At 40.2% G+C, this 24,363-nt stretch carries 20 protein-coding genes; all 20 read right to left on the minus strand.

Annotated elements, in window-relative coordinates:
- Positions 1-6: 6 nt before the first annotated feature.
- Entirely contained in the window at positions 7-417 is a 411-nt protein-coding gene (locus Q8W40_RS14455; protein WP_305398166.1) for a VanZ family protein, read from the minus strand.
- 25 nt (positions 418-442) lie between these two features.
- Positions 443-1,309 (minus strand): UTP--glucose-1-phosphate uridylyltransferase GalU, encoded by an 867-nt coding sequence (galU, locus tag Q8W40_RS14460; RefSeq protein WP_104402839.1) that lies wholly within the window; start codon positions 1,307-1,309, stop codon positions 443-445.
- Between the two features lie 126 nt (positions 1,310-1,435).
- Positions 1,436-2,743: an HlyD family type I secretion periplasmic adaptor subunit gene (locus Q8W40_RS14465; protein WP_180958415.1), complete on the minus strand. Its 1,308-nt coding sequence runs from the start codon at positions 2,741-2,743 to the stop codon at positions 1,436-1,438.
- 10 nt (positions 2,744-2,753) lie between these two features.
- Complete coding sequence (locus tag Q8W40_RS14470) at positions 2,754-4,454, minus strand: type I secretion system permease/ATPase (protein ID WP_305398169.1); 1,701 nt, start codon at positions 4,452-4,454, stop codon at positions 2,754-2,756.
- 211 nt (positions 4,455-4,665) lie between these two features.
- Positions 4,666-5,571, minus strand: coding sequence for a hypothetical protein (locus tag Q8W40_RS14475; protein ID WP_305398171.1), 906 nt, complete (start codon positions 5,569-5,571; stop codon positions 4,666-4,668).
- Between the two features lie 558 nt (positions 5,572-6,129).
- Positions 6,130-7,998: an acyltransferase family protein gene (locus tag Q8W40_RS14480; RefSeq protein WP_305398173.1), complete on the minus strand. Its 1,869-nt coding sequence runs from the start codon at positions 7,996-7,998 to the stop codon at positions 6,130-6,132.
- Between the two features lie 140 nt (positions 7,999-8,138).
- Positions 8,139-9,380: an O-antigen ligase family protein gene (locus Q8W40_RS14485; RefSeq protein ID WP_305398175.1), complete on the minus strand. Its 1,242-nt coding sequence runs from the start codon at positions 9,378-9,380 to the stop codon at positions 8,139-8,141.
- Positions 9,381-9,383: 3 nt separating this feature from the next.
- Complete coding sequence (locus tag Q8W40_RS14490; RefSeq protein ID WP_305398177.1) at positions 9,384-10,142, minus strand: heparin lyase I family protein; 759 nt, start codon at positions 10,140-10,142, stop codon at positions 9,384-9,386.
- Position 10,143: 1 nt separating this feature from the next.
- Entirely contained in the window at positions 10,144-10,866 is a 723-nt protein-coding gene (locus tag Q8W40_RS14495; protein ID WP_305398179.1) for a WecB/TagA/CpsF family glycosyltransferase, read from the minus strand.
- Positions 10,859-11,977, minus strand: coding sequence for a glycosyltransferase (locus Q8W40_RS14500; RefSeq protein WP_305398180.1), 1,119 nt, complete (start codon positions 11,975-11,977; stop codon positions 10,859-10,861). The genes Q8W40_RS14495 and Q8W40_RS14500 overlap by 8 nt, the downstream gene beginning before the upstream one ends.
- Positions 11,978-11,979: 2 nt before the next feature.
- Positions 11,980-12,864: a glycosyltransferase family 2 protein gene (locus tag Q8W40_RS14505; protein WP_305398181.1), complete on the minus strand. Its 885-nt coding sequence runs from the start codon at positions 12,862-12,864 to the stop codon at positions 11,980-11,982.
- A 25-nt stretch (positions 12,865-12,889) separates the two neighbouring features.
- Positions 12,890-14,017 carry a glycosyltransferase gene (locus Q8W40_RS14510; protein ID WP_305398182.1) on the minus strand — a complete coding sequence of 376 codons (1,128 nt, stop codon included), beginning with the start codon at positions 14,015-14,017 and terminating at the stop codon, positions 12,890-12,892.
- 13 nt (positions 14,018-14,030) lie between these two features.
- Positions 14,031-15,443, minus strand: a complete 1,413-nt coding sequence (locus Q8W40_RS14515) for an oligosaccharide flippase family protein (RefSeq protein ID WP_305398184.1) — start codon at positions 15,441-15,443, stop codon at positions 14,031-14,033.
- Positions 15,436-16,416: a polysaccharide pyruvyl transferase family protein gene (locus tag Q8W40_RS14520; protein ID WP_305398186.1), complete on the minus strand. Its 981-nt coding sequence runs from the start codon at positions 16,414-16,416 to the stop codon at positions 15,436-15,438. The genes Q8W40_RS14515 and Q8W40_RS14520 overlap by 8 nt, the downstream gene beginning before the upstream one ends.
- 4 nt (positions 16,417-16,420) lie before the next feature.
- A complete protein-coding gene (locus Q8W40_RS14525; protein ID WP_305398188.1) occupies positions 16,421-17,416 on the minus strand; it encodes a glycosyltransferase family 2 protein in 996 nt (331 codons plus the stop codon).
- Between the two features lie 9 nt (positions 17,417-17,425).
- On the minus strand, positions 17,426-19,636 hold the full coding sequence (locus Q8W40_RS14530) for a GumC family protein (RefSeq protein WP_305398189.1): 2,211 nt from the start codon (positions 19,634-19,636) through the stop codon (positions 17,426-17,428).
- Positions 19,637-19,663: 27 nt separating this feature from the next.
- Positions 19,664-20,197, minus strand: coding sequence for a polysaccharide biosynthesis/export family protein (locus tag Q8W40_RS14535; protein WP_101113098.1), 534 nt, complete (start codon positions 20,195-20,197; stop codon positions 19,664-19,666).
- Positions 20,198-20,205: 8 nt separating this feature from the next.
- Entirely contained in the window at positions 20,206-21,456 is a 1,251-nt protein-coding gene (locus Q8W40_RS14540) for an outer membrane beta-barrel protein (RefSeq protein WP_305398191.1), read from the minus strand.
- Between the two features lie 13 nt (positions 21,457-21,469).
- On the minus strand, positions 21,470-22,870 hold the full coding sequence (locus tag Q8W40_RS14545) for an undecaprenyl-phosphate glucose phosphotransferase (RefSeq protein WP_305398362.1): 1,401 nt from the start codon (positions 22,868-22,870) through the stop codon (positions 21,470-21,472).
- A gap of 307 nt (positions 22,871-23,177) precedes the next feature.
- Entirely contained in the window at positions 23,178-23,825 is a 648-nt protein-coding gene (locus Q8W40_RS14550; RefSeq protein ID WP_305398193.1) for a LuxR C-terminal-related transcriptional regulator, read from the minus strand.
- Positions 23,826-24,363 lie beyond the last annotated feature (538 nt).

Consider the following 24,363-nt stretch of genomic DNA (forward strand, 5'->3'; position numbering starts at 1 on the left):
TTGAGGCTATTTGAGATCTTTAGAAAAAAAGGATGAAACTTGATATAACAAAACACCACCAAGGCACCCAAAAATATTACACGAGAGATCAACCCAAGAAAATTGCCGGCTCGGAATCCAGATCTGAGAAAATTCGTCGATCAGCATTAATAGCAGTAACAAACTCAGAAAGGGTTTTCCGGTTACTTTGCTTGCGAGCGTTGCTGTAAATCCTAATATAAAAGCAAAAGAGAAGTGAAAAGCGAGATCATAATGCTGAATGGCATAACGCAGGTTACCGGAAAGCAAACCGATGCTCTGCAGTATAGAAAGGCTGCCTACCAATGCGATGCAGCTAAAAAACAGACCAATCACCAAGCTCTGTTGAACTGAGTTGGAACGATTGGTCTGGTTATCGAGTTCTTTCATCTTTGTCATAATCTCGGGGGAGTATCCCCTTCAATTATTTCTTACCCGTTACCTTTTTGGCAAGTTTTGAAGCGTGACCTTTAAGATAAACATTTTCGTAGCAGTAATTCGTTGCTTCGATATAGCCTTCAACGCTACCACAATCGAATCGCTGACCGTCGAATTTGTACGCTAGTACACAACCAGATTGCGCTTGCTTGAGGAGTGCATCCGTTATTTGGATTTCACCACCTTTGCCTGGTTCTGTTTTCTCGATCAATTCGAAGATATCAGGTGTTAAGATATAGCGGCCGATGATCGCAAGATTGCTTGGTGCGGTACCCGGTTCAGGCTTTTCTACCATATCATCAACACGGAATAGTTTGTCTTTGATCATTTCACCAGAAATCACACCGTACTTGTGTGTTTCTTCTTCTGGTACTTCTTCGACCGCGACTATCGAGCAACGAAACTGCTTATACAGTGCAACCATTTGTGCCAATACACCTTCGTATTTATTCACACAAAGATCATCAGCCAAGACAACGGCAAACGGCTCATCACCCACCAATTCACGCCCAGTAAGAATAGCGTGACCCAACCCTTTCATCTCTCGTTGACGGATATAGGTAAAATTAGCCGCATCGATAATTTCACGAATATCGATCAACAGCTCTTCTTTGTTTGTTCCACTGATTTGGTGTTCTAACTCGTAGTTTTTATCAAAGTGATCCATTAAGGAATGTTTACCACGTCCCGTAACAATACACATATCGGTCATTCCAGCTTGTATCGCTTCTTCCACACCATATTCAATCAATGGTTTGTTAACGATAGGCATCATTTCCTTAGGCATCGATTTCGTTGCTGGTAAAAAGCGCGTTCCATAGCCAGCTGCCGGAAAAAGGCATTTCTTGATCATCTCAACTCCGTTTTCGTTGTTCAGTTATGGGTTAACCCATAAGATTTAAATTGGTGTTATTGGTGAAAAGGTCGTTGACCTTTCGTATCTCACTTTAATTAAGTGATTGTTATATATGATTCTGATTCAGCTTTCTCTGAAAGCTCTCAGTAAACTGACTTTCAGGGGTTCTAACAGGTAGTCCAATGGTCGTTTTTCTTCTAGCAGTACGTAGACTTCCGCTGGCATCCCTGGATACAACTCCAAATCTGGGTTGTTGGATATTTCTTGGCTATTTAGCTTCACTTTTACTTTGAAACCACTCAGCTCCTCGCCATCAGAATTCGTTCTGTCAGCATCGATGTATACAACCTCACCTTGCACCGGAGGCGTTGTTCTGAAATTAAACGCCGAAAGACGAATCAAAGCTTGCTGACCAACCCTAACCACGTCAATATCATTAGGGTTAATGATCGCTTCTACAATCAAGCTGTCGTTGTCTGGAACAATTTCCATCAGGCTTTCACCTGCCCCAACGACTTCACCTGCAGCATTCACTTTCAACCCTAATACAACTCCACTAGCTGGACTCTTTACGACCGTACGAGCCTGCACATCCTTGGCGAGGTTTAATTCTGCTTCTAAGGTGATAAGCGCATTGCGAACCTCTGCGATTTGAGTTTCAACCTCAGAGCGATTTCTTTGTTGAATCGCACTTTTTTGCTGATCCAGTTCAGATAGCGATAAGATCTGCCCATCCAATTCAGACTGAACCGAAATAATGTCTGAGACCAGTAAAACTTCTGACCTCTTGAGCTCCAGTACTTTTAAGCGTGAGGTGAAACCTTCGGCTAAAAGCTGATCATGCATTTCTATTTCGTCGTTGAGAAACCCCAACGCTTGTTTCCTCTGTGCCAACATCTGAGACGAGAAGGAGCGCCGATTTCGGGTCTGTTTCAAGCGTGAGTCTACGATATCCAACTCCTTCATCCGCATATCCATGCGGCTGGTAAACAGAGAACGCTGATTGGCGATTAGCGTGTCAATCTCCAACGCAAGGTGGGGAAACTGCTCTTTGTCAATAGAAGGAACATAACGGGACAAATTATCTCGTTCTGCCAGCAATCGTTGATATTCTATTTGGCGGCTAATCCAAGTAAGTTGAGTTTGCTTTAGTCGACTCTGAAACGTGATATCTGAAATTTTTATCAGCGGAGCACCTTTCTCAACTTTCTGACCTTCACGAACATAAACTTGGGCAACAATGCCGCCTTCTAAGTGTTCAATGCTTTTCCGTTTACTCTCGACAATAACAATGCCCGAAGCTATCGCAGCGGAATCCAGCTTCGCAAACCAAGTCCAAGCCGCAAATAAACCTAAGCTCAAGAACAAAAATATTGTCGCGCGCTTTATGAGACGATTGTTGTCGGTCATTAACTGTGTTGAGTCATTCATCATGAAGCCTTTAGTATTTTATCGCTTGGTAGTTTGAGTGACTGGCGATATTCACGCTTTTCTTATCCAGTTTCGTTTTATTTTCGTACGCTTCTGAAATGACACCATCTTTAAGTTCAACGACATAATCAGCCAGCTTCATCATTAACGGAGAACTGCTTACGAAGATGATCCCTACTCCGTTACTTTTTAACGTTTCGAGGTGTTTAACCAAATATTGAATCGTTTGGTTATCAAGAAATGCCGTCGGCTCATCCAAAATGAGAAGTTTAGGTTGGTAATAAAAGCAGCGAGCTAAGGCCAAACGTTGCATTTCACTACGAGACAGTTCCACCCCTTCTAAACCCAGCATGGTTCCGTAGCTTTGCGGGAGCTTCGCGACAAAGCTGTGGCACTGGGCTGCTTTACTCGCTTTTACGACATTTTCAGGGACATGCATATCTAAATGATCACCAAACCCACTGATATTGTCAGATACAGTCGCATCAAAAACATCAATCACTTGGGGTAAATAACCGATGGACTCAGCGAGACGCATGGTATTCAGCTTGTCGATATTGATCCCATTGACTCGTACTTGCCCTTTAGTTGGCACATAATAATTCGCCAAAAGCTTGAGCAAGGTTGATTTACCGGCTCCGGATGCCCCTTTAATAGCCAAGCAATGACCAGGCTTTAGGTTGAAGCCAATGTTGTGAACCAAAAGTCGGTCGCCTAGCCCTCGATAAGTCACTTGGTCAACAGACAACTCAATCTCTTCTAATGCGATATCCATTTTGCTGTCTTCTTGATGACTAGAAAAAACAGCACTGATTCTTTCGAACGCTTCTTTCGATTCCAACCAATTGAAGTATTGGTTTGCACCTTGATCTATCGGTGCCAGTATTCTGCCTAGTAATATTGAAGCTGCCAAAAGCGAGCCAGCCATTATCTGTTCGTTAATAACCAACCAAGCACCAACCGCAAAAACACCAATTTGAACAGTCATCCTGATCATCTTAATGATGCTTTGACCATGATTAGTGAATCGCTTTGAACGCTGCTCTTGTTCAAGGGTTCGGCTGTGTTTTTGATTCCAGCGCTCCAGTACTTTTCCTGAGGCTTGATACGCCTTAAGTAACTTCCCCTTACTAAACAGTTTTTGAACTGAGGACGATTGCTGGATCGCCATATTCTTCGCTTCGTTCATATTTTTGTGTGTCAACAGCAGTAACAAGCCACTTGCCGCCGATAGCACCAGTGTTGCTGCAAGCGCATAAGCGCCGAGTACAGGATGAAGAAGAAATAGAACAATGATGAAAATGAGCGACCAAGGAAGGTCCGATAAGCTTCGATGAAAAGGAGAAGATAAATATTGTTTCGCCAATTGATGATCTTTTACCGCTTTGTGTGCAGCTGCCGCATTCTTGGAGGATAAATTAAGGCTCTTTTGAATCAGCAATTCGCCAAACGATTGATCATAAATAGACGATAGATTATTGAGAACTTGTTGTCGTGTATAGTCCATCGCAACTTGTACGATAAGGAGAAAGACAGCAATTACAGCAAGAAAAAGGAGTGTATCCGTACTGCGAGAAGAGAGTACACGGTCAAAGACCTGCAAACTGTATATTGGCAATACCAATACTAAGAGATTTGCAAATACGGAGAATATTTGAAAATAGAAGAAGTTTTTCTTGCGATAAGAAGTGAATGTAGACCAACGTTTCATAAACGATTTCTGCCTGTGAGTCTTTTAATATTTATTATGTTTCTAGCCTGCTTAGACTCTTAAAATAAAAAACCTAAGACAAAACAAGTATAAAGTGCCTCAGGCTTCGCGGGCATACTCAGAATGCATATTGGGAGTAATTTCACCCCTGCGCATGAGCCAAGTACTAAAAGGGATCGCACTTAGCAGGCGATCCCTCATTATGACTAACTTATACTGGAGCAAAGTCCGTATCAGTAGTCAGGATCTGATAGGCATCGTCAGCAGTGTAAACTGTCACAGAGAAGAACACATCAGCATTCAGACCTTGTGCCTGCAAGTACATTTCTTCTGCAGAACTCAATGCGCTGCTGGAATGTCCCGTAATGCTTCCGTCCAGTGTTAGGTCAATATTAGACAGTACCAAACCAAATCCAACTTCCGATTCAGCATCATTTGCAGCCAGTAAGGTGCTGTCAATAGTGAGTGCCGCTGGCGCAACTTTCCCTGTACCTTTAACTACTTCAAAGTTTTCAAACGTCACCGTATCCGTGCCGCTCAGTTTTAATACATCGAAACCAGAGCCACCGTCTGCATCACGCCCAGTAACACCTGCAGCTGGACCGAGCAAACCAGATACATCAACCTCGTCATTGCCCGTACCTGCATCAATATCAAATTGTGTGAACTGCGAATTTTTCGCATTCGTAATTGAAATTGTGTCGTTACCAGCACCTGAGTTAATCTCAAATAGGTTGCCCCAGCTAATGCTGTTTGAATATGCTGACACAGCGATGTTGTCGTTGCCTGTGCCTGTATCAATTTCACCACGCTTAGCGTTAGAAACTGCGATAGACGCACCATTGTTGTTTTGATTATCGATATCTACATCAACAAAGTTGTTTACATAAACAATTTGATCGTTGCCATCGACTTTTGCTTCTTTGTATCCGGCTTTATTCCAGCTGTCAGAAGAAAGGATTGTTGCGCTCAAAACACCGCCCGTAGACTCAAGGTTAACACCATCTGCAGATATCGAACCCACTCCAACGAGAGATTGGGTTGCATTACCTGCAGTAAGACCTGACGCTGAGCCTGTGCCATCTGTATTAGTTGTCCCTACATATGTTGTAGTCATTTCCATGTCTCCAAATTATAAATAACACAAGATTAACTAGCACCAAGATTTAAGGCTTATTATGTTTGGTGCCACATTGTTGAAATCATGAAAAATTATATTGACCTTAACATCAATTTGACACTGCCCTGACAGACAATAATGACAAAATAGGACTGCAGCATTAGAGTTTCCTAACCTAATACGCCTCGTTTAATTAAATAGGGTGAGAAGAACTAAATTACGGCATTAAAAAGAAAAAAAATAATTCTAGGAAATCATTAATAAATCAAATAAGTACTAGATAATTGTTCATACCCACTCAAATAAATCCATAAAATAGAATAACTGAATACTTAAAAATCAATAGGTTAAGCAATTTAATACTTAACTAAAAGTTTAGTTTCGTACATCTTAACTTTCACCTAGTGCTTCTCTAGAATGACAAAGTAAAATCATACTTAAAAGTCGCTTCAAATCACAATTCATTCTTTATGTCTGGTCAAATTAATCAGTTTAGAAAACTAAACCTAGAGAAGTTAACTCACATGGTATCTCTAGGTTATTTATAAAACGTTTTTAATATAAGTAATCCAATACAAACTCTTTCGCGATAAAGTCTGAGCCAGAAAGACTCAAATGGCCATAATCAAAGGCTATTAATTCTTCTTCAACGTAAGCTCTACAACTTAGTTTACCGTTACTTGTCTTACAAAGGTTTGATATCATGTCAACAAAAATAAAATCTTCATTCTCCTTAGAGATATGTTTCATATATTCATTCGATTCTATTAAACTATATCTGAAATTTTTATCATGAATGAATACTTCTCCCATATGTCTTTTTGTATAAACACTCGGTAACGAAGGATCCCATTGAGGAAACGGACCAATTACAATTATATTTTCAATACCATTTTCTTTTAGAGTGCTAATCGTATTAACCCAATCATTTTTTTCATGATTGTGAGACATCCCCAAAATCACAGTTTGAGGTTTAGTTTGATTAATGGTTTCAAGCGCTATGCTATTGGAGAAATCACAACCAACATCAAATCTATCATACCCTTCTCTTTTTAAAATGAATGAAGGTTCACAACCAGAAGAAGTTAGTTGACTAAATGAATTTAACTCTATGTGGTTTCTTAGCCCAGTAGATAACGCTCCCATATGAGAGTCACCCCAAAGAAAAATTCCGCCCGACTCCTTTGCAATACAACTACCATCTATTTTAGGCTGACCCGTAGCTAGTATCTGCAGTGACGCATTACAACGTCGAAATAAACCTGTTGGGTCCATTTCATAGCCATCATAAGCAGCCATCATCTTAGCTTCTTTAGAAATTGATATAGGCCTTGATTCAGTTGTAATACCATTGTAATCAAAAATTATGAATGAAGGGACCATTACGGTTAAAGCTAGTAATACAGGCTTCACTTTAAAGAATTCCTGCCAACGCTTGTAAAGGAAGTAATTATTTCTCTCTATATACTCAAAGCTTAACAAACCTAATATCAAAGATAATAATGGACCTATAATAATCCAATAATCCAAAGCATACGTATAACCTAGAACAACTACTGGCCAGTGCCAAAGATAGATAGAATAAGACCATTTTCCTAAATATTGAAAGACAAAATTATTAGTGATAATACTAGACTGATAATTAGCGACAATAATTAAATATGTTCCAAACACAGGGAAAAATGCCAAGTGACCTGGCCAAGGTATTTCACTTGAAACTAAAACATATGAACCGAAAATCAACATTAAGCCAATTATATTTGCGATTTTCTTCTTTACCTCAGGAAGGTTCCAGGGATAAAGGAAGGCAACCCCACCCAACATCATTTCCCATCCTCTAGTAGGCAGTAAATAATATGCTGGATCTGCCCACTTCATTGTCGCTCCAACACTAAAGAAGTAACCCAGTAAGGTTCCAACAACAATTAATCTTTTTAGGCTTTCCAAGGATAAGAAGTTTTTTAGTGTCATCAACACTATTGGATAGATGATATAAAACTGCCACTCTACAGATAGAGACCATGTGTGAAGTAGCCACTTTTCGTGAGATGCGGCATCAAAGTACCCAGATTCTTTCCAATAAATTATGTTAGAGACAAACCCCACACTACCCGCTGCATGCTTTCCTAATGTTTTGTAATCAAAAGGGGTTAAGTAAAACCACCCAAACACTAGCAAAAGAATACAAAGTACAGCAAGCGCTGGAATTATCCTATTAGCTCTAGCTACATAAAACTTAAATAGACTGAAATCCTTATTTTCCAATCCTTTAAAAATTATGCTTGTCATTAAAAAGCCAGAAATCACAAAGAAAACATCAACACCTGCAAATCCACCAGGTATCCAAGAGATATTAAAGTGAAAAAGAACAACGGCAATTACTGCTATCGCTCTAAGTCCATTTATATCATACCTAAAATTCATAATAGCCACTCAACTTATAACGCATCTTATCAATAAAACAAACTTGAATATTCATATCTAGGAACAATTGGAAATTATAATGATTTCTATTGTATTTTTATATCTAGCCAAAAGATCTTGTTGATAATATATATTCACATTCATTCGTCTAGTACTTCACGAGAATGACAGAATAAAATCATACTTAGTAGTAATACCCACGTAAATGCATTACTTAGTAACACACCACTTGATGCCGAGGCAATCGTCATTCCGCCAGTTATGGTACTTATAGCGATAGCTAGCATTTGCTCATATCGTCGAGTTAACGTTTTTGCCATAAGTGCAGAAAATATACTTCTCCCAATCCATACAAGTACTAGAATACTACCTGGAATACCTATACCTAATACCAAATCCATATAAGAGCTGTGAGTTGTTTTTGCTGCCCAACCAAATGCGGAAGAATATTGATACATAATTTCTGGTCTTGTGAAAACACCAAAACCATAACCCAAAAGAGGTTTATCCAAAATCAAATCAAATAGAACTTCCCACAATCCAGTTCGCCCTGTTAGGGTTGGATCTTTTCCTAGAAAATAAAAAATGTCATGTAGAAATATATTCAACAGCGAAACAACGAAAGCAAGACCGACAAAATAAAATGATAATAAGACTATCTTCTGTCTAATAAGAGGTTTAGATATCACGACTAGAACAACAAAAAAGGTTGAAACCACAATCACCATTGTTAACAATGCTGTAACAGATTTGGACATCGCAACCATCAGAAAACAAATTGAGAACAACCCAAATTGCTTAAAATCTCGACGTTTAGATTCAAACCACCATTTTTGGAAAAATATAATGCTGATAGTTGCAAAAAAAGAACCTGCTCCATTTTTATGAGCAAACAGCCCTCTCCAAGCTCCAGAGTGAATACCACTCATCATTCCATATTGTGGAAATACAATCACATAAACGAAATTTATTATCACAACTACCGTGAAAAACTTGACTAAGCCGTCATATAGAGCTTCAGGACCATAATATTGATAATAGAGTAGTATAGGAATAGATACCACCGCCGCCGAAATAAGATAACGAAATGCCAACAACATATTTGGAGAAAACAATATAGATAAAACAACAAAAAGAGTAACGAGATTAGCGAGAATGCTAACTTTAAACTTCTTAACTACCGCAAGCCCAGAGAAAAACAAAAAAACCAAGAGGATTCCAAGCAAGGCCATCTGCATGACTTTTTGAGGTAAAAAAGATATTTGACTGAGTTGATGCTGAGCTGATGGATAACCAAACCCCATACCAGAAGCTCTAATAAGAACCAAATAGAAGAGGACGGTTAGGCAATATAGATTAAATTTTTCTTTGTGTATCAGCATAAATTAATTAAGCTCCAAATCCTTTATCTTTAAGCTTATTTCAGGGTATTTGTCCCAGCCTGTTGGTTTGTATATACCCAATTTGAAGAATGGCATTTTTTCGTCATTTAGAGTGTTAGGCCCACAAGTTTCACTCAATATTTGGTCATCTAGATAAGTTTTCAAACAAGCTGAGTCCTTGTTCGAAAGCGTCCCCTCAATCTTAAAAATGTGCCATTTTTCGGAAGAATAACTCACCCCTTTAAAAAGTGTGCGTGTCTTGATCGAGTTACTCCTTGAAGCACATGTACCGTCTACTGTTTTTGATACTCTTTTGTGGTCCCAACGATTAAACATTCTTAACTTTCCCGATCGGGTTTCTAAAGCCACAATCGGACATCGCCATTTTTCGCCTTTATCTGGAAATGAATGGATTTGAAAATAACTATGCCAACGATCTGAATACGCATAATTATCTTTAACTTTGAATCTAAAGCTCAAAGAAAATGGCTCATCTCGTTTCAGTGCTTTTTGCACTGCAATCTCACAGCGCTTTCGACCTTTTTTTGGTTTAAGAGTGAATTCAATTTCTGAGCTCAATTTGGATCTATTCCAAAGAGTAGGGTGACATTCATAAACAAGAGAAGTTTCTCGATTAGTTGTAATGAAATCTTCTGGTTCCATTGATTTTTTTGAATTATTAGCAAAGGCTACATTTGAACCCGAGGCAAACCAAATCAAAGAGCACAATATAGCAATCGAATGAATTCGGATATTCTGCATACTATTTACTCATCTTTAATATTATGGAACGAAATAAAAACATCACATTTCCAACAACATAGCGACGAAACAAGCGCTTTGGCTCTTTCATTAATCGAAACACCCATTCAAGACTCAACTTTTGTACCCAATCAGGTGCTCTTTCCACCTTTCCTGATATGAAATCTAAAATTGCGCCACCGTTAATTGTCGAAATATTAGGGTGAGCTTCTCGGATAACTTTAGATACCGCCTCTTGCTTAGGCATCCCCATCGCCATAACAACGACATCTACAGAATGCTCGCATAGATGATCTACATAGGCAGAAGGTTCTTTAAAACCATCCAATACGGTAACAACATTAACACCTTGAGATTGTAGTTTCTGTATAGCAATCGTAAGTTCTATGTCCGTTGAACCAAAAAGTGCGACTCTCTTATTTTGAAATACTTCTTTAAGCAAAATGGGAATAAAGTAAGTCCCATTCAAATTATAGCCAGGTGATCTACCCAGTAATTTGAATAGAATTTTTACTCCGATTCCGTCACGAAATACAATATCGCAAGCAAGAATGGCTTCAAAAAAGCCTTTATTTTGACAAGCAACATTAAAAGCGTGAGCATTAAGAAAAGCGATGTTTAACCGTTTTCCTTGCTTGACCTCACTTTGGCAGTAAGAAACCGCTTCCGAACAAGATTCAAATACGATAATTTTTGAAATGAATTGGCGAAATTCGTTAATCATAGCTGCCTTGCTTAATAAAACTCAGAGCTTGCTTCGCTCTTATTTTCCAAGTGTTTTTCTTAGCGAATACTTGTCTAGATTCCTTTAAATCCAGTGAATCTGAATCAATTGCCCGGCCTATCAATTCAATAAAAGCCTCATCCGTTTCAGCAACATTAACCAATTTTTTCCCCTCTTGATCAAAATCACAAGCACTTGAAACTGAAGGGATACCAGCAGCGCAGTATTCATAAAGCTTAAGCGGGTTACGGTATTGATTAAACGGAGATGAACGATACGGACAAATACCGACTTTAAAAGAAGACATTGCACTGGAAAGTTGCTCGTACGGGATCAACCCAGGTAGCTCCAAATTATCGAATCGTTTCGCTAGTTCTGATATCGCGAAACTATTCACTTTCCCAATCAATCTTATCGACATACTAGGATACGCAATGCATATTTTTTCAATCAAGTTCTCGTCGGTTGACTCATCAATTGATCCGACAAAGCCGATTACATTTTCAGGCTCCGATGCGGTGCTGGTAGACGAAACCAACGCTTCACTTACTGCATTAGGGAGGTATACCACTTTCGCGTCCCCAGAAATTCCAGACAGTCTTTCAACCAACCGATGACTGGTCGCAAAACACACGGTGCTATTCTCTATGCATGACTTTAAGGTATTTTGATAAGCTTTATGTTTGGAAAATGGGTATTGAGTATCACCGTCGTAATTGTCGTAGTGCGTGTAAGCATAAGGAATACCTAAATCCTGTAAATACAGGGATTGATCCGGCTTATAAAACCAGAGGCAAGACACTTTACTTCCTGACTTTCTACCCGCCTTTGCTACTTGCCATTTTATGGGTAACGAAACCGCTAAATACCTTAGAACTTTGTTGTTTAGCGTCCAACTACTGGGGAGTAACGTAACAAGAGGAAACACTCGGGTGTTACCAACTTGTTCTTCTGCTAAATACGCCTTGTCGACTTTCAAACACCATTTTGGTCGTTTGAAATAGAGTAACGGTATGTTTTCATTAACTAAGGTATCACTGATCGCATTAATAAATGGGCGACGATGAAACTTTTTATATTGGTCGGAGATAGAAAAAATCGCAATGCTCATAATTATCGCCCTTTTTCTATGCCATCACTAATAAAGATACCTTTATAGAATCCCATCATCCACGCAAGTCCACAGACATACATGATTGGACAAAGCACAAAAAGCATCATGGGACTAAAAGCATATTTAAGATTCCGTAGGTTAATTCGCGTAATCTTAGCTAGCATAATGAAGGGTAGAAACAGGGCTAGAAGCCAACCGGTTCCTTTGGTTTCATATCGAAGAAAAAACAAGTTATTCCCTGTAATATAAATTTTCTTTATGACATTTTTGAATGGTGAATCCTGAATTTGATAGCCAATCACATCAGGAAAAAAGTGCAGGATGTGACCCTCTTTCACTAATCGTTCCGTTAGCTCCGTGTCCTGCATACGTGGAATATCACTGAATCCGCCTATTTCATCAAATAGCGCTTTCTCGATGATCATGAGCGCCGAGCTTAAATTCGCGCGTTCTGTTGGTGTACGGGAGGACTGGGACTCATGATTAAAATAGTAATGCTCAATATAGGAAGTAAGTGTGGCTTTTTTACTTTTATCCAGCTCTAGTGCACCTCCAAATATTTTCGCTCCATCTTTGGCGCGTTTAACACCCCTGACTAAAGCTTGTTCATCCAAAACAACGTCAGCATCAACGAAAACCAAATACTCTCCGCTTGCTGCCCTTGCGCCAATATTCCGCCCACCACCAGGGTTAAAGCGTTGCTTTTCTTTTAGTAGACATACAAACGGAAATTGAGCACAGATTTTATCAACGTCATCATTAGGGGAGCAATCAACGACGATCACTTCAGCATCGACACGATCCAATTGCTTTGCAAGCGCAGACAAGTTTCGTCTAAGGTTTTTCTGGGATTGATAAGACGGAATAATTATGGAAAGTTTCACAGATATATCTCTCACATATTACTTGTTACTTACTTTGCAAGACTGCTTGATAAATATTTTCAAGCTCTAGACATTGCTTCTTTAGGTTATGTTTTTCATGTACAAATTCGATAGCATTTTGACTGTATCTTTCCCACAAATCATGGTCATAAGATAAATTCAAAATTGCATCCGCTAGCCTATCAACATTCTTTTCATTAACAACGGTGCCAGTTTCTCCATCCACAATCGCTTCAGGCATACCTCCACTGTTGAAAACTACAGCGGGCGTTCCCACAGCTTGAGCTTCTACGATGGTTAAAGCCAACGCCTCAGCTTGACCATTTGGTAAATTCACACTTGGTTGAGCGTAAACTGTTGCTTTTTGCATCCAAACTTTTACCTCCTCTGGGGTTTGACGACCAGTAAAGTAAACATCTACTCCCTTAGTCTTGGCTAATTGCTCCAGGCTAGACCGTTCTTCACCATCCCCTAATAAGACAAGTCTCATATCTGATGCTAACTTTTGTACTTTAGCCATCGCATTAATCAAATATTCATGTCCTTTGTATGCAGTCATCCTACCTACACACAAAACGATTTTTTCACGCTTTACAGCTTTTGAAGGCTGGAAAAATTCAGTATCAACTCCAATATAATGCCTAATGATCTTGCTCTCGGGAAAACCTAGTCTGACCATTCGAAGTTTGACCCAATCGGATACCGCAATAAACTGAGAGGCGTTATGAGCAAGTTTCTCTCTATTCTGCATATAACGAAGGTGTAACCTTCCGTGCTTTTCTATAGTAGGAGACTCAATGACATCAAAGCCATGAAAGGTAACAATAAGTGGTGCATTCAATTTTTCTGCAAGAGATAAAGCGGTCATTCCATTCGGACCAAAATGTGCGTGAATCAATTCCGGTTTTAACAACTTAAAGCGGCTAAGGAGGTTGGGTAAAACAATTCCTAGCTTAAGCAATTTGTCTGTAAAGCTCCCTAGAAAACCTAATTTCACAATATGTGTTCTAGATTCAGGTAATGATAGCCCCGATACCACTCTGTCACTGCCAAAGTAATGAGCATGGTAATCCGTTAGAGCTTCTCCTTGCGCACGTATAAAGGTTTGTGAATATGGAAGTAGGTGATTTGAGAAAACAATGACACTCTTCATAAATCTATCTGCGTTACCTATTTAAAAATTGACGAAATTCCTGCCGCCAGGATGGATAAATCAGTTGCATGCTAGTGAAGTAACTAGTGACCCCAATCAAACATGTTGCAAAAAACACAAAAGCAAAACTAGATTCGAAAAACTGTTCGAATACGAATACTGAAATAGCCATGCCAAAGGAAGCAAGCCACGCAGGTGACACAGGCTTAATTTGGTTAAACCAACTCAACCCAAATATTTTGCTATATCCAGTCATACTGAATGGCATAGTCACAAACACACGAGCGAGCATTGCTAGTGCTGCAGCGAGCACACCGTAAGTAGGCGCAAAGACGGCAGTAATGGCAAGCGCAACAATGGTGCCAAAAACATCTGACGCGAGTGCTGTACTTGGCTTAGCAATCGCTGTAAATGAAACAGGCACATAAATTCGAGCCAGACTTAGCACTGCCACTATTGCAAATATCTGGGTCGGCAATATGGCGTCTATCCACTTCTCACCAAACAACCACGGCACAAGAGTGGGCACAACAAGTGCCAAACCAATAAAGAGCGGCGTCACAATCATTGCAGTGAACTTGGTAGAGGACTGAAATAGCTGGCAGAGTTCCTCTTTTTTACTTTGACGTCGAGAGAAAACAGGCAGCGCATAACTTAGTAACCCACTGGCTATGGCACTTCGAGGCATTTCAACCATGCGCCAAGCGAATCCAAATAACCCAACTGTTGTCGCGCCAGCCGTCATACCTAATACAATTGGAATACCTCGAATGGATGCATCCCAACTTAGGCGGCGCACACACAGCATCCAACCAATAGAGCTCAATTCAAAAAATACTTTCCGATGAAATGCAGCCCCTATAGAGTGTTTAGACACGATCAAAAGATAAGCAAACCCAACCGCTTCGATAATGATTGATTGCGCTACAACTGCAATACTACCGAAACCATAGAATGCCATAGACACACCGGACACAGCACCAATCAATCTCGAAATCATGGTACGTTTGGCCAATGTATCAAACCGACCTGCTCGTCTAAGTTTGGCGACATAAAGAGAAGACACACTCACCAAAATAATATGCAGAAGAGAGAATGCTATGAGGTTAAATAGAGCAGGGTCTAGCTGCACCAGCCAACAAATGATTAATACTGTTGTACAAAGGAATAGGCTGATGCTTATTCCTCCCCAAAAAGCGGTATCAAAGTGAGTCGAATCTGGCTTGTTATGACGCACTAGCGCATCTTCAAAAAGATTCCCAAATATAAGGGCAATCCCTTGACCTATGGACAGCGCCAAAACGGCTACACCAAATTCCGTCGGCGTTAGCAACCTAGCGTAAATAAAGAAGGTTGCAATCGATACCACTGTCATGCCGAATTTTTCCACAGCGATCCACAGCAGTTTTACAATTCGGTTATTCATTTGCCGCTTTCTTAATGCTTTGCGGTTCTTCACTTTGGAGTTTTAAACCTAGCCAGCAACTCGCATACCGTTTTAGTTTTCCGTAGCTGTTATCTCTCATAACAACATCGTTACCAACTAAAAGAGAAAGAATCATTCCATGAAGGCGATCTGTATCAACAACACTATAAGACGTAAATTTCTCTACACCCCGTTGAATCAAGTTGTTGCTATACCACTTCCAGAAAGCATCAAGACCCAAGTTCAAATGAAGTTTGTTTTCATACCTCGCCAGCCTTCTGGCGATATTGTAGCAACGTTCATCAAAAGGTTTGAAAAGGTCATCCCAATCAAATCTATCGCCATCTTCGCCAGTATCTGTTGCTTCAATATCGCGCCTTCTCAGGCTTAGTGTCCCTTCAGAAGTCCGGACAATACCTTTCCAACGATCAGACATTGCAAACGCCATATCAGGCAACAGTTTCAGATCATCATCATCAAACGCCTCACTCATCACTTCGAATGAGTGCTCATCTCGGACAAACATATAAAGATTGTTATGAGACTTAAACAGCGGAACCTTCTGAGTTAACTGAGTAGCATCCTGATAATGAACAGACTGCGGCATGATCAGAATTGTGTTTTCCGGAAACGACTCGATTACGCGCTCGCGTAACGACTGATGATGCGGGTATAAATCACCGAAATTACCACCGCCATGAAGCACAAGAACCGTCTCTTTTGGAATTTTCTTACTGAACAAGCGTTCTTGGTTTCGTTCAGATATACGTGCAGTGATATTTACTTCCAATGCCCTAAAAAGCGCTTCAGTTCCTTCAGCAATCAAAAGGTCACCAACATTAAGGTGTACTGGATAATCAATAAAGATTGCGTCTTTGTTCTCTAGATGTGGTCGAAAGTTTTCAACCAAAGTTTTTTTCAACGAATCTAGAATCTGTTCGTTGAATTCAATGATAGGGGCTGATTGTTCCACGATATTATCCTTTAGGCTTTACTGGCACAGGTTTAGCGCTACTCAAACGCTTCTTTACGCGTTGCATAACACTCATTCCTTGAGTAGGTGAGCAGGAGTCCATATATGCCTTAGCTTGAGCGTCAGAATTCACACTTGGCTGAGTTTTCCATGCTGCTAATGCTTTGGGCACCATAGAAAAACCTTGGAAAAGCCCCTTAAATGTCGACCAAATAAGACCAGAGCGAACACCTCGCCAAACTAAAATACCCGTGTGGAATATCGCAGTTGGTAGAAAGGTTTTAAATTTAAAATGAAGATACGTTTTGTTTCGAACGTCAAATGTCCAGCGTCCACCAGTCCATGCAACACGGTGCTCGGCAGAAACTTTGTGACCAATGACGACTTCCGGCGTGTACTTAATTTTGTAATGGGAATTCATCAAGCGCTTCGACAGATCAACTTCTTCATGCAAGAAAAAGAGGTCGGCATCATAGCCATTGATCCCATCAAAGGCGTCACGTCTAAGCATATGACCAGCCCCAACGAAACGATCAGTGTAGAAAGATTGCTCTGAAGCTTCTTCCACATTTTGATGGTAAGACCAACTTGTCAGATCATCTTCTTGGCTGCCAAAGCGAAGAATGCGGAACGCTAATGCACCAATTTCGGGTTCGCCTTTCATGATTTCACATGCTTTTGCTAACTGATGTTCATCAATGAATTCAGCATCATTGTCCAGCGCGACAATAAAATCTCCGGAGCCCTGATCTGAAGCTTGGTTTCGCCCTCCAGGAACACCTAAGTTAGTGCGATTGCACACCAGTTGTATACGGGGGTCTTTAAGGCAATGTTGACGTAGTCGCGCTAATCCATCGGGCTGCGAACCTTGGTCGACAACAATAATTTTCAGCTCAATACCCTGTTGGGTCAGCGCGCTGTCTATGGCATCAAGCGTGTCGTCAATTCGATCCCAAGAAAGAATCGTAATATCAACGGTTGGTTTATCTAGCATTTCCATTATTTTGACCTAGCTTTGCTCGTAAGTACCGTAGTACTGGTAAGCATCCTGAGTTTTACTCTGATCTTGATTTAAAATGACACCTTCAATGACGCTCTTGTATTTGAGCATTCTTGAGATAGCGAAATTCAACTGATTTACTTTTGTGCTATTGGCTTTCACAACCATTACACAGGAGGTAGTCACATTAGCAACCAACATTGGGTCGGTTACAACATTCACTGGTGGTGTATCTATTATTATTCGGTCGTACTTATCACTCACCAATTCAATCATTTCTTTGTATTGATCGGAACCGAGCAACTCTTGAGGATTAGGGATGAGTAATCCAGATGTCATCACATCCAACCCAGACTCCTCATGGTGATAGATACAATCTTCTAACTCAGCACCCATAAGAAGGTAATTGGTCATCCCTGGCTGTGCGTTGCTAAGGTGAAAACGCTCCCCAACTGAAGGCTTACGAAGATCACAGTCTATGAGAAGTACTTTTTCCATTGCGGCAAATGATTCAGCTAAGCTAACCGATACCGTTGTTTTTCCTTCACCAGGAACAGAAGAAGTGACGGCAACACACTTACGCTTGTTTTGCATAAGAGTTAACTTGAGAGAAGTACGAATACTCCGTATCGATTCCCCGAACTCTTTATGTTCTTTATCCAAGAAAAGCTCTGCGCCAATCTTTTCTTTGCGATATTTTTTCGCCTTGATTTTTGGAACACTTCCTAAGCCAGAAAGCCCGACTTTGTTCTCTACATCAACACGTCTTTCGAAGGTGTTTCTCATCGCCTCAAGAATAAAGGCCATCGCTAACCCAAACACAAACGCGCCGATCGCAGCAATCAAGATAATCAAGACTTTTCGAGGCTTGGCTGGAATCAAAGGGATGCTTGCTTTATCTGTAAAACGCGCAATGGCATTTTGATAGTCACTGGTTGCCGACGTTTCTTTTTGGCGTGTTAAAAACAGATCATACAGCTGTCTGTTGGTTTCTACTTCTCGTCTGCGGGTTTCAAATTCCGCTTTCTTTAACGCGACGGACTGGAATTCTTTTTTCTTTGATTCTAACTCTCTCTTTAACCCTCTTTCTTGCTCGAGTGCGGTCGAAAGCTCTTTCTCAATTCCAACCACAAGCTGTTTAAGGATCTTAGTCGAACGACTTTGTAATGCGTTCAATTCAGCCTTTGCACGAATCATCTTGTCGTGCTTAGGACCGTATCGTTTAGATAGCTCAAACACTCGTTTCTCGGCATCAACTTCGTTGGAGCGAATATCGCGAATTTGTGGATGATTAGAAACTTGCTTAATGGCGTATAGGCTCGAGATGTCCGTGCTGCTGTTTTTTTGAAGGACTGAAAATAGAGAGTCAGCAGCCAATCTGCGATCTCTTGCTTCAGAAAGCTGATTGGTTAGGTTAGTTAGCTCCGTTGTAGCCAATCCATCAATACCTGCTGCATCAACAAGACCTTCGCGCTCCATAAAACGTGCTAACTTTCGTTCCGATAATTCAAGCTGGTGCTCAAGTTCACCTAGACGGGAATTGATCCAAAGAGACGCTTGCTGATTGGCTTCCAGTTGCGATTCGATATGGTTTTGAATGTAAGCCTCACCCACTGTATTCGCGACATTTGCAGCCAATAGTGGATCATCCGAAAGATAAGTAATGCTGACTAGCTGAGTATCTTTTACCGGGCTAACCGATAAATTGCGCTTGAATTCACGAAGAATAGTCTGACGGTGACTATCTCTGAGTTGCTCTTCAAGAATAGGGCGAGGTTTTTGGATATAATCAGACAACAACGGCAACTCATAGAAAGCGTTCTTTACATCTTTAACAAACGTCTTGATTCCGCTTGGCTCTGACTGTTCAACTTCGACAACATTAGCATCGATAACACCAATACCCAACTCACTGATTACCTTCTCTGCAATTCGATTTGACCGAATAATTTCATACTGGGTTTGATAATATTCTTGTTTACTGGTGTCCACGCCAACCACCTGCTCAATCGAAATCACTTTGTTTTGCTGATTTTCAATTAACAAAGTGGACGTCGCTTTATATTCCGGCGTTATAGTAAGAACATAGAGAGTGACTAAAACCACAACAAATAGGGTAAACGCTAAAACGGATATTAGATTTTGCTTTACTAACTGAATGTATTTACTTAGGTCAATGAACTCGTCATTGCGCTTTAAGTCATCGCTTTTAACTATCATAAAATTTGAATTCTGATTCTTGTTGGATTAGAAAAAACTTTGCTCAATGACAATGATGTCACCTGGGTTGACCGCTTTGCTCAACGAAACGCCTTTTTGCGTTCCTCCCTCACCATTCGGGGTGATATTGATTTTTTTGCGTGCTGCTCGATCAGTAAAGCCACCAGCAAGTGCTATAGCTTTATCTACCGTAAGTCCAGGTTGGTATTCATAACCCCCAGGCTTTTTAACTTCGCCGTTGACATAGATCTCTCGGAATGAAATGAAGTTAACCATTACCTTGGGCGTTATCAGATAATCCCCTTTCAAGCCTTTTTCAATAGCAAGTTTGAGCTGTTGTGCTGTTTGTCCTTTTGCAGTCATTTCACCCAAGTATGGGTAATCAAAGGTTCCACTTGAATTAATTAACAATTCGTCGAACGATAGATCTGGCTCTCCGTACACACTAATCTGAATACGATCACCAGGTCCGATTTTGTATGTAGTCGCAAATGACGCCGAAAACGCTTGAAGCGGAAACAGCAGTAATAATGCAACGAAAGATAAAAATGTTTTATTCATAGCCCCAACTAATATGCAATAGAACCGGAAACTGACCATACCGTTTGGTCGTAGCCATAACCTTCCCAACTCGACGTTTTATCTGTTTTTCTGACTCCAACGAAGAAGTCCACTAATTCACTAAATTCATATCCAATATTCGCAGACCACTCAAAAGATTTATCATCTCTTAACACACCATTCTGGAATGCACCGGTATATTCTTGAGATTGAGCCACTACGACGGCTCTGGTGTATATCTGAGGACGCCAATAATGTTTCCAGCCGACACTAAGATTCGTATCTTTGACGTAGTCACCATCTTGATCTGGGTCTCTGGCAACCTGTTCGGTTTTAATGCTCCATGTAGAGTGATAAAAAGGATTCCAATCCAACCCAACTAACCAGCTCAAACCTGCAAAATCTTCACGCTCCGCATCGATAAAGTCTTTATCTTGCAGACCAATTTTGGCATAACCTTTTATTTTTCCAGTAGGATCCCACTCTAAACCTACAAAATAGCTATTCGTATTGCTGTCCTGAGAAGGCACACCATTTGCGGTAAGAGAATACGTTTTCTTAGCGAACTCATACTCTAAAGTGGCTTTGGTATTAGCCAGCCATTGATAAGAAAACTTCAACCCAGCGTAGCGATTGTCATAATCTCTAAAACGTGTGCTCCTGCCATCGTTCGAGCCACCAATATCCCGAAAATTCTTGTACTCAATATCGCTGTAGCCAATTTTGGTCTCTATTTGCCCTTTTGCTCCGCTTGCACCGTAGGTATAGGTAGTCACTGCAGAACGTTGGCGGTAATCCAAAGGGCTATCGATAGCGGTTGAGGTTCCATCCCCTTCACTTAAGCCTGTACCACGGGCTTCATGAAGGTCGGCAATTCGAAAATCAGCACGGACAACATGACGAAACCCTAACTTCAGCGTATTTTTACTTTCGAAGAAGTGATCTGTGAAATTATCTTTTGAGCTTGAGAAATAGCGACCATCACTCAGCCTGTATGACAATACAAATTCATGTTCGCGAGGTTGAAACCTCACAGAAATGTTCGGGTCTAAGATCAGAAATGATGTAGATACTGCGTTTTTCGATTCAGACGCACGCAACAAGTTGTCATTTTGTCCGAATTTCGCTTTAACTCCAGGCGCTATCTCAATCCCTGACTCCGTTACAAAAGGCTCTGCAGCTGAGGAGTGACTATGAGCAAAAGCAATGACACCCGACACCAAACAGAAGAACTTTTTTAAGGAATATTTCATCGTCATAAGGTACTCGGTTTTAGTAAGCCGTTTTGCCAGTGAACCCTTTAAATATAGTCAGAAATACGATCTTTAGATCCATTCCAAATGACCAGTTTTGGATATAGGCCAAATCGAACTCAACGCGTTTTTCCATTTTATCGATAGTATCTGTTTCACCACGGTATCCATTTACTTGTGCCCAGCCTGTAATACCCGGCTTAACTTTATGGCGTAACATATATCTATCAACAATTTGGCGAAATTCTTCATTGTGGCTGACAGCATGTGGGCGAGGACCTACAATCGACATGGAACCCTGAAGGACATTGAAAAACTGAGGGAGTTCGTCAAGAGATGTTCGACGAATAAACGCTCCAAAGCGTGTCACTCGTGGATCGTTTTTGGTCGCTTGTTTAACCACCGCACCATTATCCATCACTTTCATTGAGCGAAATTTCCACACTTTGATTTTTCGACCATCCAACCCATACCGATCTTGCTTAAACAACACAGGTCCAGGAGAAGAAAGTTTCACACCCAATGCAACCGCGGTTAGCACGGGTGAAATCATCAATAGAATGATGGAAGATAAAACGATGTCTTCCACACGTTTAATCCACGAAGAAAACCCGTTAAACGGCGTATCGAAAACACTTAAAGTGTGAACGTCACCAATGTGGTGCCATCGAGAATGCAAAAGGTTATACGTGAAGAAATCAGGCACTAAATAAGTATTGGCAGTCGTATCAGAAAAACGGGCAAGAAAGTCTGAGATCCGTTTGTTCGCATGTAATGGCATTGCGATATAAACATGCTCAATCTCGCCATTTTTCGCACGTTCCAACGCTTTCTCTACATTGCCTAATATCTTATAAGATGTCGATTTCTGTAAGCGCTCTGCGTTACGTTCATCGTAGAAACCATCCAAAACGACACCGTGTTGGTTGTTACGTTCAATTTCACGCGCAAGCTTAAGACCGTGCTCAGTAAAGCCGATAATGACCGCTCGACGCGTATTGAAGCCTTGTTTGCGTAGGTTCAACAACACAAATCGGTAAACACAACGCCAAAGCATTAACAAAATAGGAGCAACGACAAACCATGCACCAATAACAACACGTGAAAAATCTACGCCTGTTTTAGTGAAATAGCCAAGAGCAAGAAGAATAACCGTAGCAACAAACCATGGAAGTAACGTAAGTTGGCACTGCTCTCGTAATGTGTTGGTTCGCCATGAGCGATATAGGTTGGCACTTTCGGCACCCAAGAGGTAGGAAATAATTGCGATAACACCGATCAAGTTGTAGTCGCGATTGAATTCACCGACATATAAGAGGGTTAATACAAAAAGCGACCCACCAATAATTCCGATGTCGGCTAAACGAAATAAAAATGCAAATTCAGTTTCATAAGAGCGGATCAAGCCCTTTTTTTCCATATCCATATCTGACCGCTAGTTGTGTTGATTTAAAGTACACAGAATTTGCGCACCTCTTTTCCATACGAAATACGACTTAACCAACGTGACAACACAGATAATTATGCTTTGTTTGGTAAGTGTAATCGTAAAAGCCTAAAAGAGCTACGCGACTAGTTATTATGATTGTTAATTCGGTAGATAATTTATCGAAAAATTGAAATTATTTAAGTGGTTAAAAGAATGATTTTGTCAGGCACTAAAAGTAGTACTTCATTTCATCCTAATTTAGTGCCCAAACATCACCTGACTACAGTACCAATAAAAATTATAAGTGTTTTTTCGCCCAAGCCATTGCTTGAAGACGATTTTTAACTTCTATTTTTTTAAAAATATTATACAAATGCGATTTGATCGTATGCTCACTTATGAATAACTTGTCCGCAATTTCTATATTGGATTCCCCTGTTTTTAACGTTTCGAGGATTTCTATTTCTCTACGGGTCAAATCTACCTGAATGGCCTCATCTTCCATGTAGCTTGAATCATTTTTTTGATAAAAGCTCAATAGCTGATTGATTACTTTACGAGGTAACCAATTTTCACCTTGGGAAATAGATAGCAATCCATTGCATACGCTTTCAAGATCATCCCTTGCTCCAAAACACCCATGAAGCTTTTTCCATTTGACTAACTCTTTAAATTCAACATCTTGCTCGCTATTAAGCAAAACGACAGCGGTAAGCCCCTCTGATTTACCCAACGCCGAAGCGACCCAATCAATGTTATCCTTAACACTCAAATCCACAAGTGCAATAAACTCCTCTCCCATGAGAAGTTCGCTTTCTAAGCCATCATAATCTACTACTGTCACCAATAATGGGACGTGTGATTCAACATAACTTTTGAAATAGTTACTTTGAATGTTCTTGTTGGTAATGAATATTATATTAGCTTTATTACTTGTGTTATCCATACTAATACCAGTTTCCCATCAGTCTATGTTAATGCCTTTTCTGTAGGAGTATCTCCGTACTCATTGTTTTCCAGCATCATTCTTATCTAGTCAACCGACTTAATAAAGTAAGCAGAAACTTGAGAGTATACAATCGACAAGTGACTTTGCAAAAAAATCCATTCTATATATAACGCTTTATAACTGCTTTCTTACTATTGAGACGGCAGATGCTCGCTAAGAATCTTGTTGTATTTATAAAACTCGACTATTTGCTTGCACTTTCTAATACCTTACTAGGTCTAGTATTAGAATATTAGTGTATTTTTGAAACCCCAGCTCAAAAGTACTAGTATTTCGCCTCATGTAGAGACGGTACGATATTCCATGAATACACTAATATTAAAACATCGCTAATATTTGAGGTCCCACGCAAATTTAGTGATACCCACATAGATATATGAAATTTATTGTTGATATATTTCGTTTTTATTGAATTTAATTCTCCCCAGAGTTAGTGGCATCACAGACCAGCACGAGCTCCATGAACTACACTTAA

The sequence above is a fragment of the Vibrio penaeicida genome (genome assembly GCF_030689305.1).
GTDB classification, from domain to species: Bacteria; Pseudomonadota; Gammaproteobacteria; order Enterobacterales; family Vibrionaceae; genus Vibrio; species Vibrio penaeicida_B.

What these genes read in the sequence shown, in the direction of transcription:
- Q8W40_RS14455 (WP_305398166.1), bottom strand. Translation starts at nt 417, where the DNA reads ATGACAAAGATGAAAGAACTCGATAACCAGACCAATCGTTCCAACTCA.
- galU (WP_104402839.1), bottom strand. Translation starts at nt 1,309, where the DNA reads ATGATCAAGAAATGCCTTTTTCCGGCAGCTGGCTATGGAACGCGCTTT.
- Q8W40_RS14465 (WP_180958415.1), bottom strand. Translation starts at nt 2,743, where the DNA reads ATGAATGACTCAACACAGTTAATGACCGACAACAATCGTCTCATAAAG.
- Q8W40_RS14470 (WP_305398169.1), bottom strand. Translation starts at nt 4,454, where the DNA reads ATGAAACGTTGGTCTACATTCACTTCTTATCGCAAGAAAAACTTCTTC.
- Q8W40_RS14475 (WP_305398171.1), bottom strand. Translation starts at nt 5,571, where the DNA reads ATGACTACAACATATGTAGGGACAACTAATACAGATGGCACAGGCTCA.
- Q8W40_RS14480 (WP_305398173.1), bottom strand. Translation starts at nt 7,998, where the DNA reads ATGAATTTTAGGTATGATATAAATGGACTTAGAGCGATAGCAGTAATT.
- Q8W40_RS14485 (WP_305398175.1), bottom strand. Translation starts at nt 9,380, where the DNA reads ATGCTGATACACAAAGAAAAATTTAATCTATATTGCCTAACCGTCCTC.
- Q8W40_RS14490 (WP_305398177.1), bottom strand. Translation starts at nt 10,142, where the DNA reads ATGCAGAATATCCGAATTCATTCGATTGCTATATTGTGCTCTTTGATT.
- Q8W40_RS14495 (WP_305398179.1), bottom strand. Translation starts at nt 10,866, where the DNA reads ATGATTAACGAATTTCGCCAATTCATTTCAAAAATTATCGTATTTGAA.
- Q8W40_RS14500 (WP_305398180.1), bottom strand. Translation starts at nt 11,977, where the DNA reads ATGAGCATTGCGATTTTTTCTATCTCCGACCAATATAAAAAGTTTCAT.
- Q8W40_RS14510 (WP_305398182.1), bottom strand. Translation starts at nt 14,017, where the DNA reads ATGAAGAGTGTCATTGTTTTCTCAAATCACCTACTTCCATATTCACAA.
- Q8W40_RS14515 (WP_305398184.1), bottom strand. Translation starts at nt 15,443, where the DNA reads ATGAATAACCGAATTGTAAAACTGCTGTGGATCGCTGTGGAAAAATTC.
- Q8W40_RS14525 (WP_305398188.1), bottom strand. Translation starts at nt 17,416, where the DNA reads ATGGAAATGCTAGATAAACCAACCGTTGATATTACGATTCTTTCTTGG.
- Q8W40_RS14530 (WP_305398189.1), bottom strand. Translation starts at nt 19,636, where the DNA reads ATGATAGTTAAAAGCGATGACTTAAAGCGCAATGACGAGTTCATTGAC.
- Q8W40_RS14535 (WP_101113098.1), bottom strand. Translation starts at nt 20,197, where the DNA reads ATGAATAAAACATTTTTATCTTTCGTTGCATTATTACTGCTGTTTCCG.
- Q8W40_RS14540 (WP_305398191.1), bottom strand. Translation starts at nt 21,456, where the DNA reads ATGACGATGAAATATTCCTTAAAAAAGTTCTTCTGTTTGGTGTCGGGT.
- Q8W40_RS14545 (WP_305398362.1), bottom strand. Translation starts at nt 22,870, where the DNA reads ATGGAAAAAAAGGGCTTGATCCGCTCTTATGAAACTGAATTTGCATTT.
- Q8W40_RS14550 (WP_305398193.1), bottom strand. Translation starts at nt 23,825, where the DNA reads ATGGATAACACAAGTAATAAAGCTAATATAATATTCATTACCAACAAG.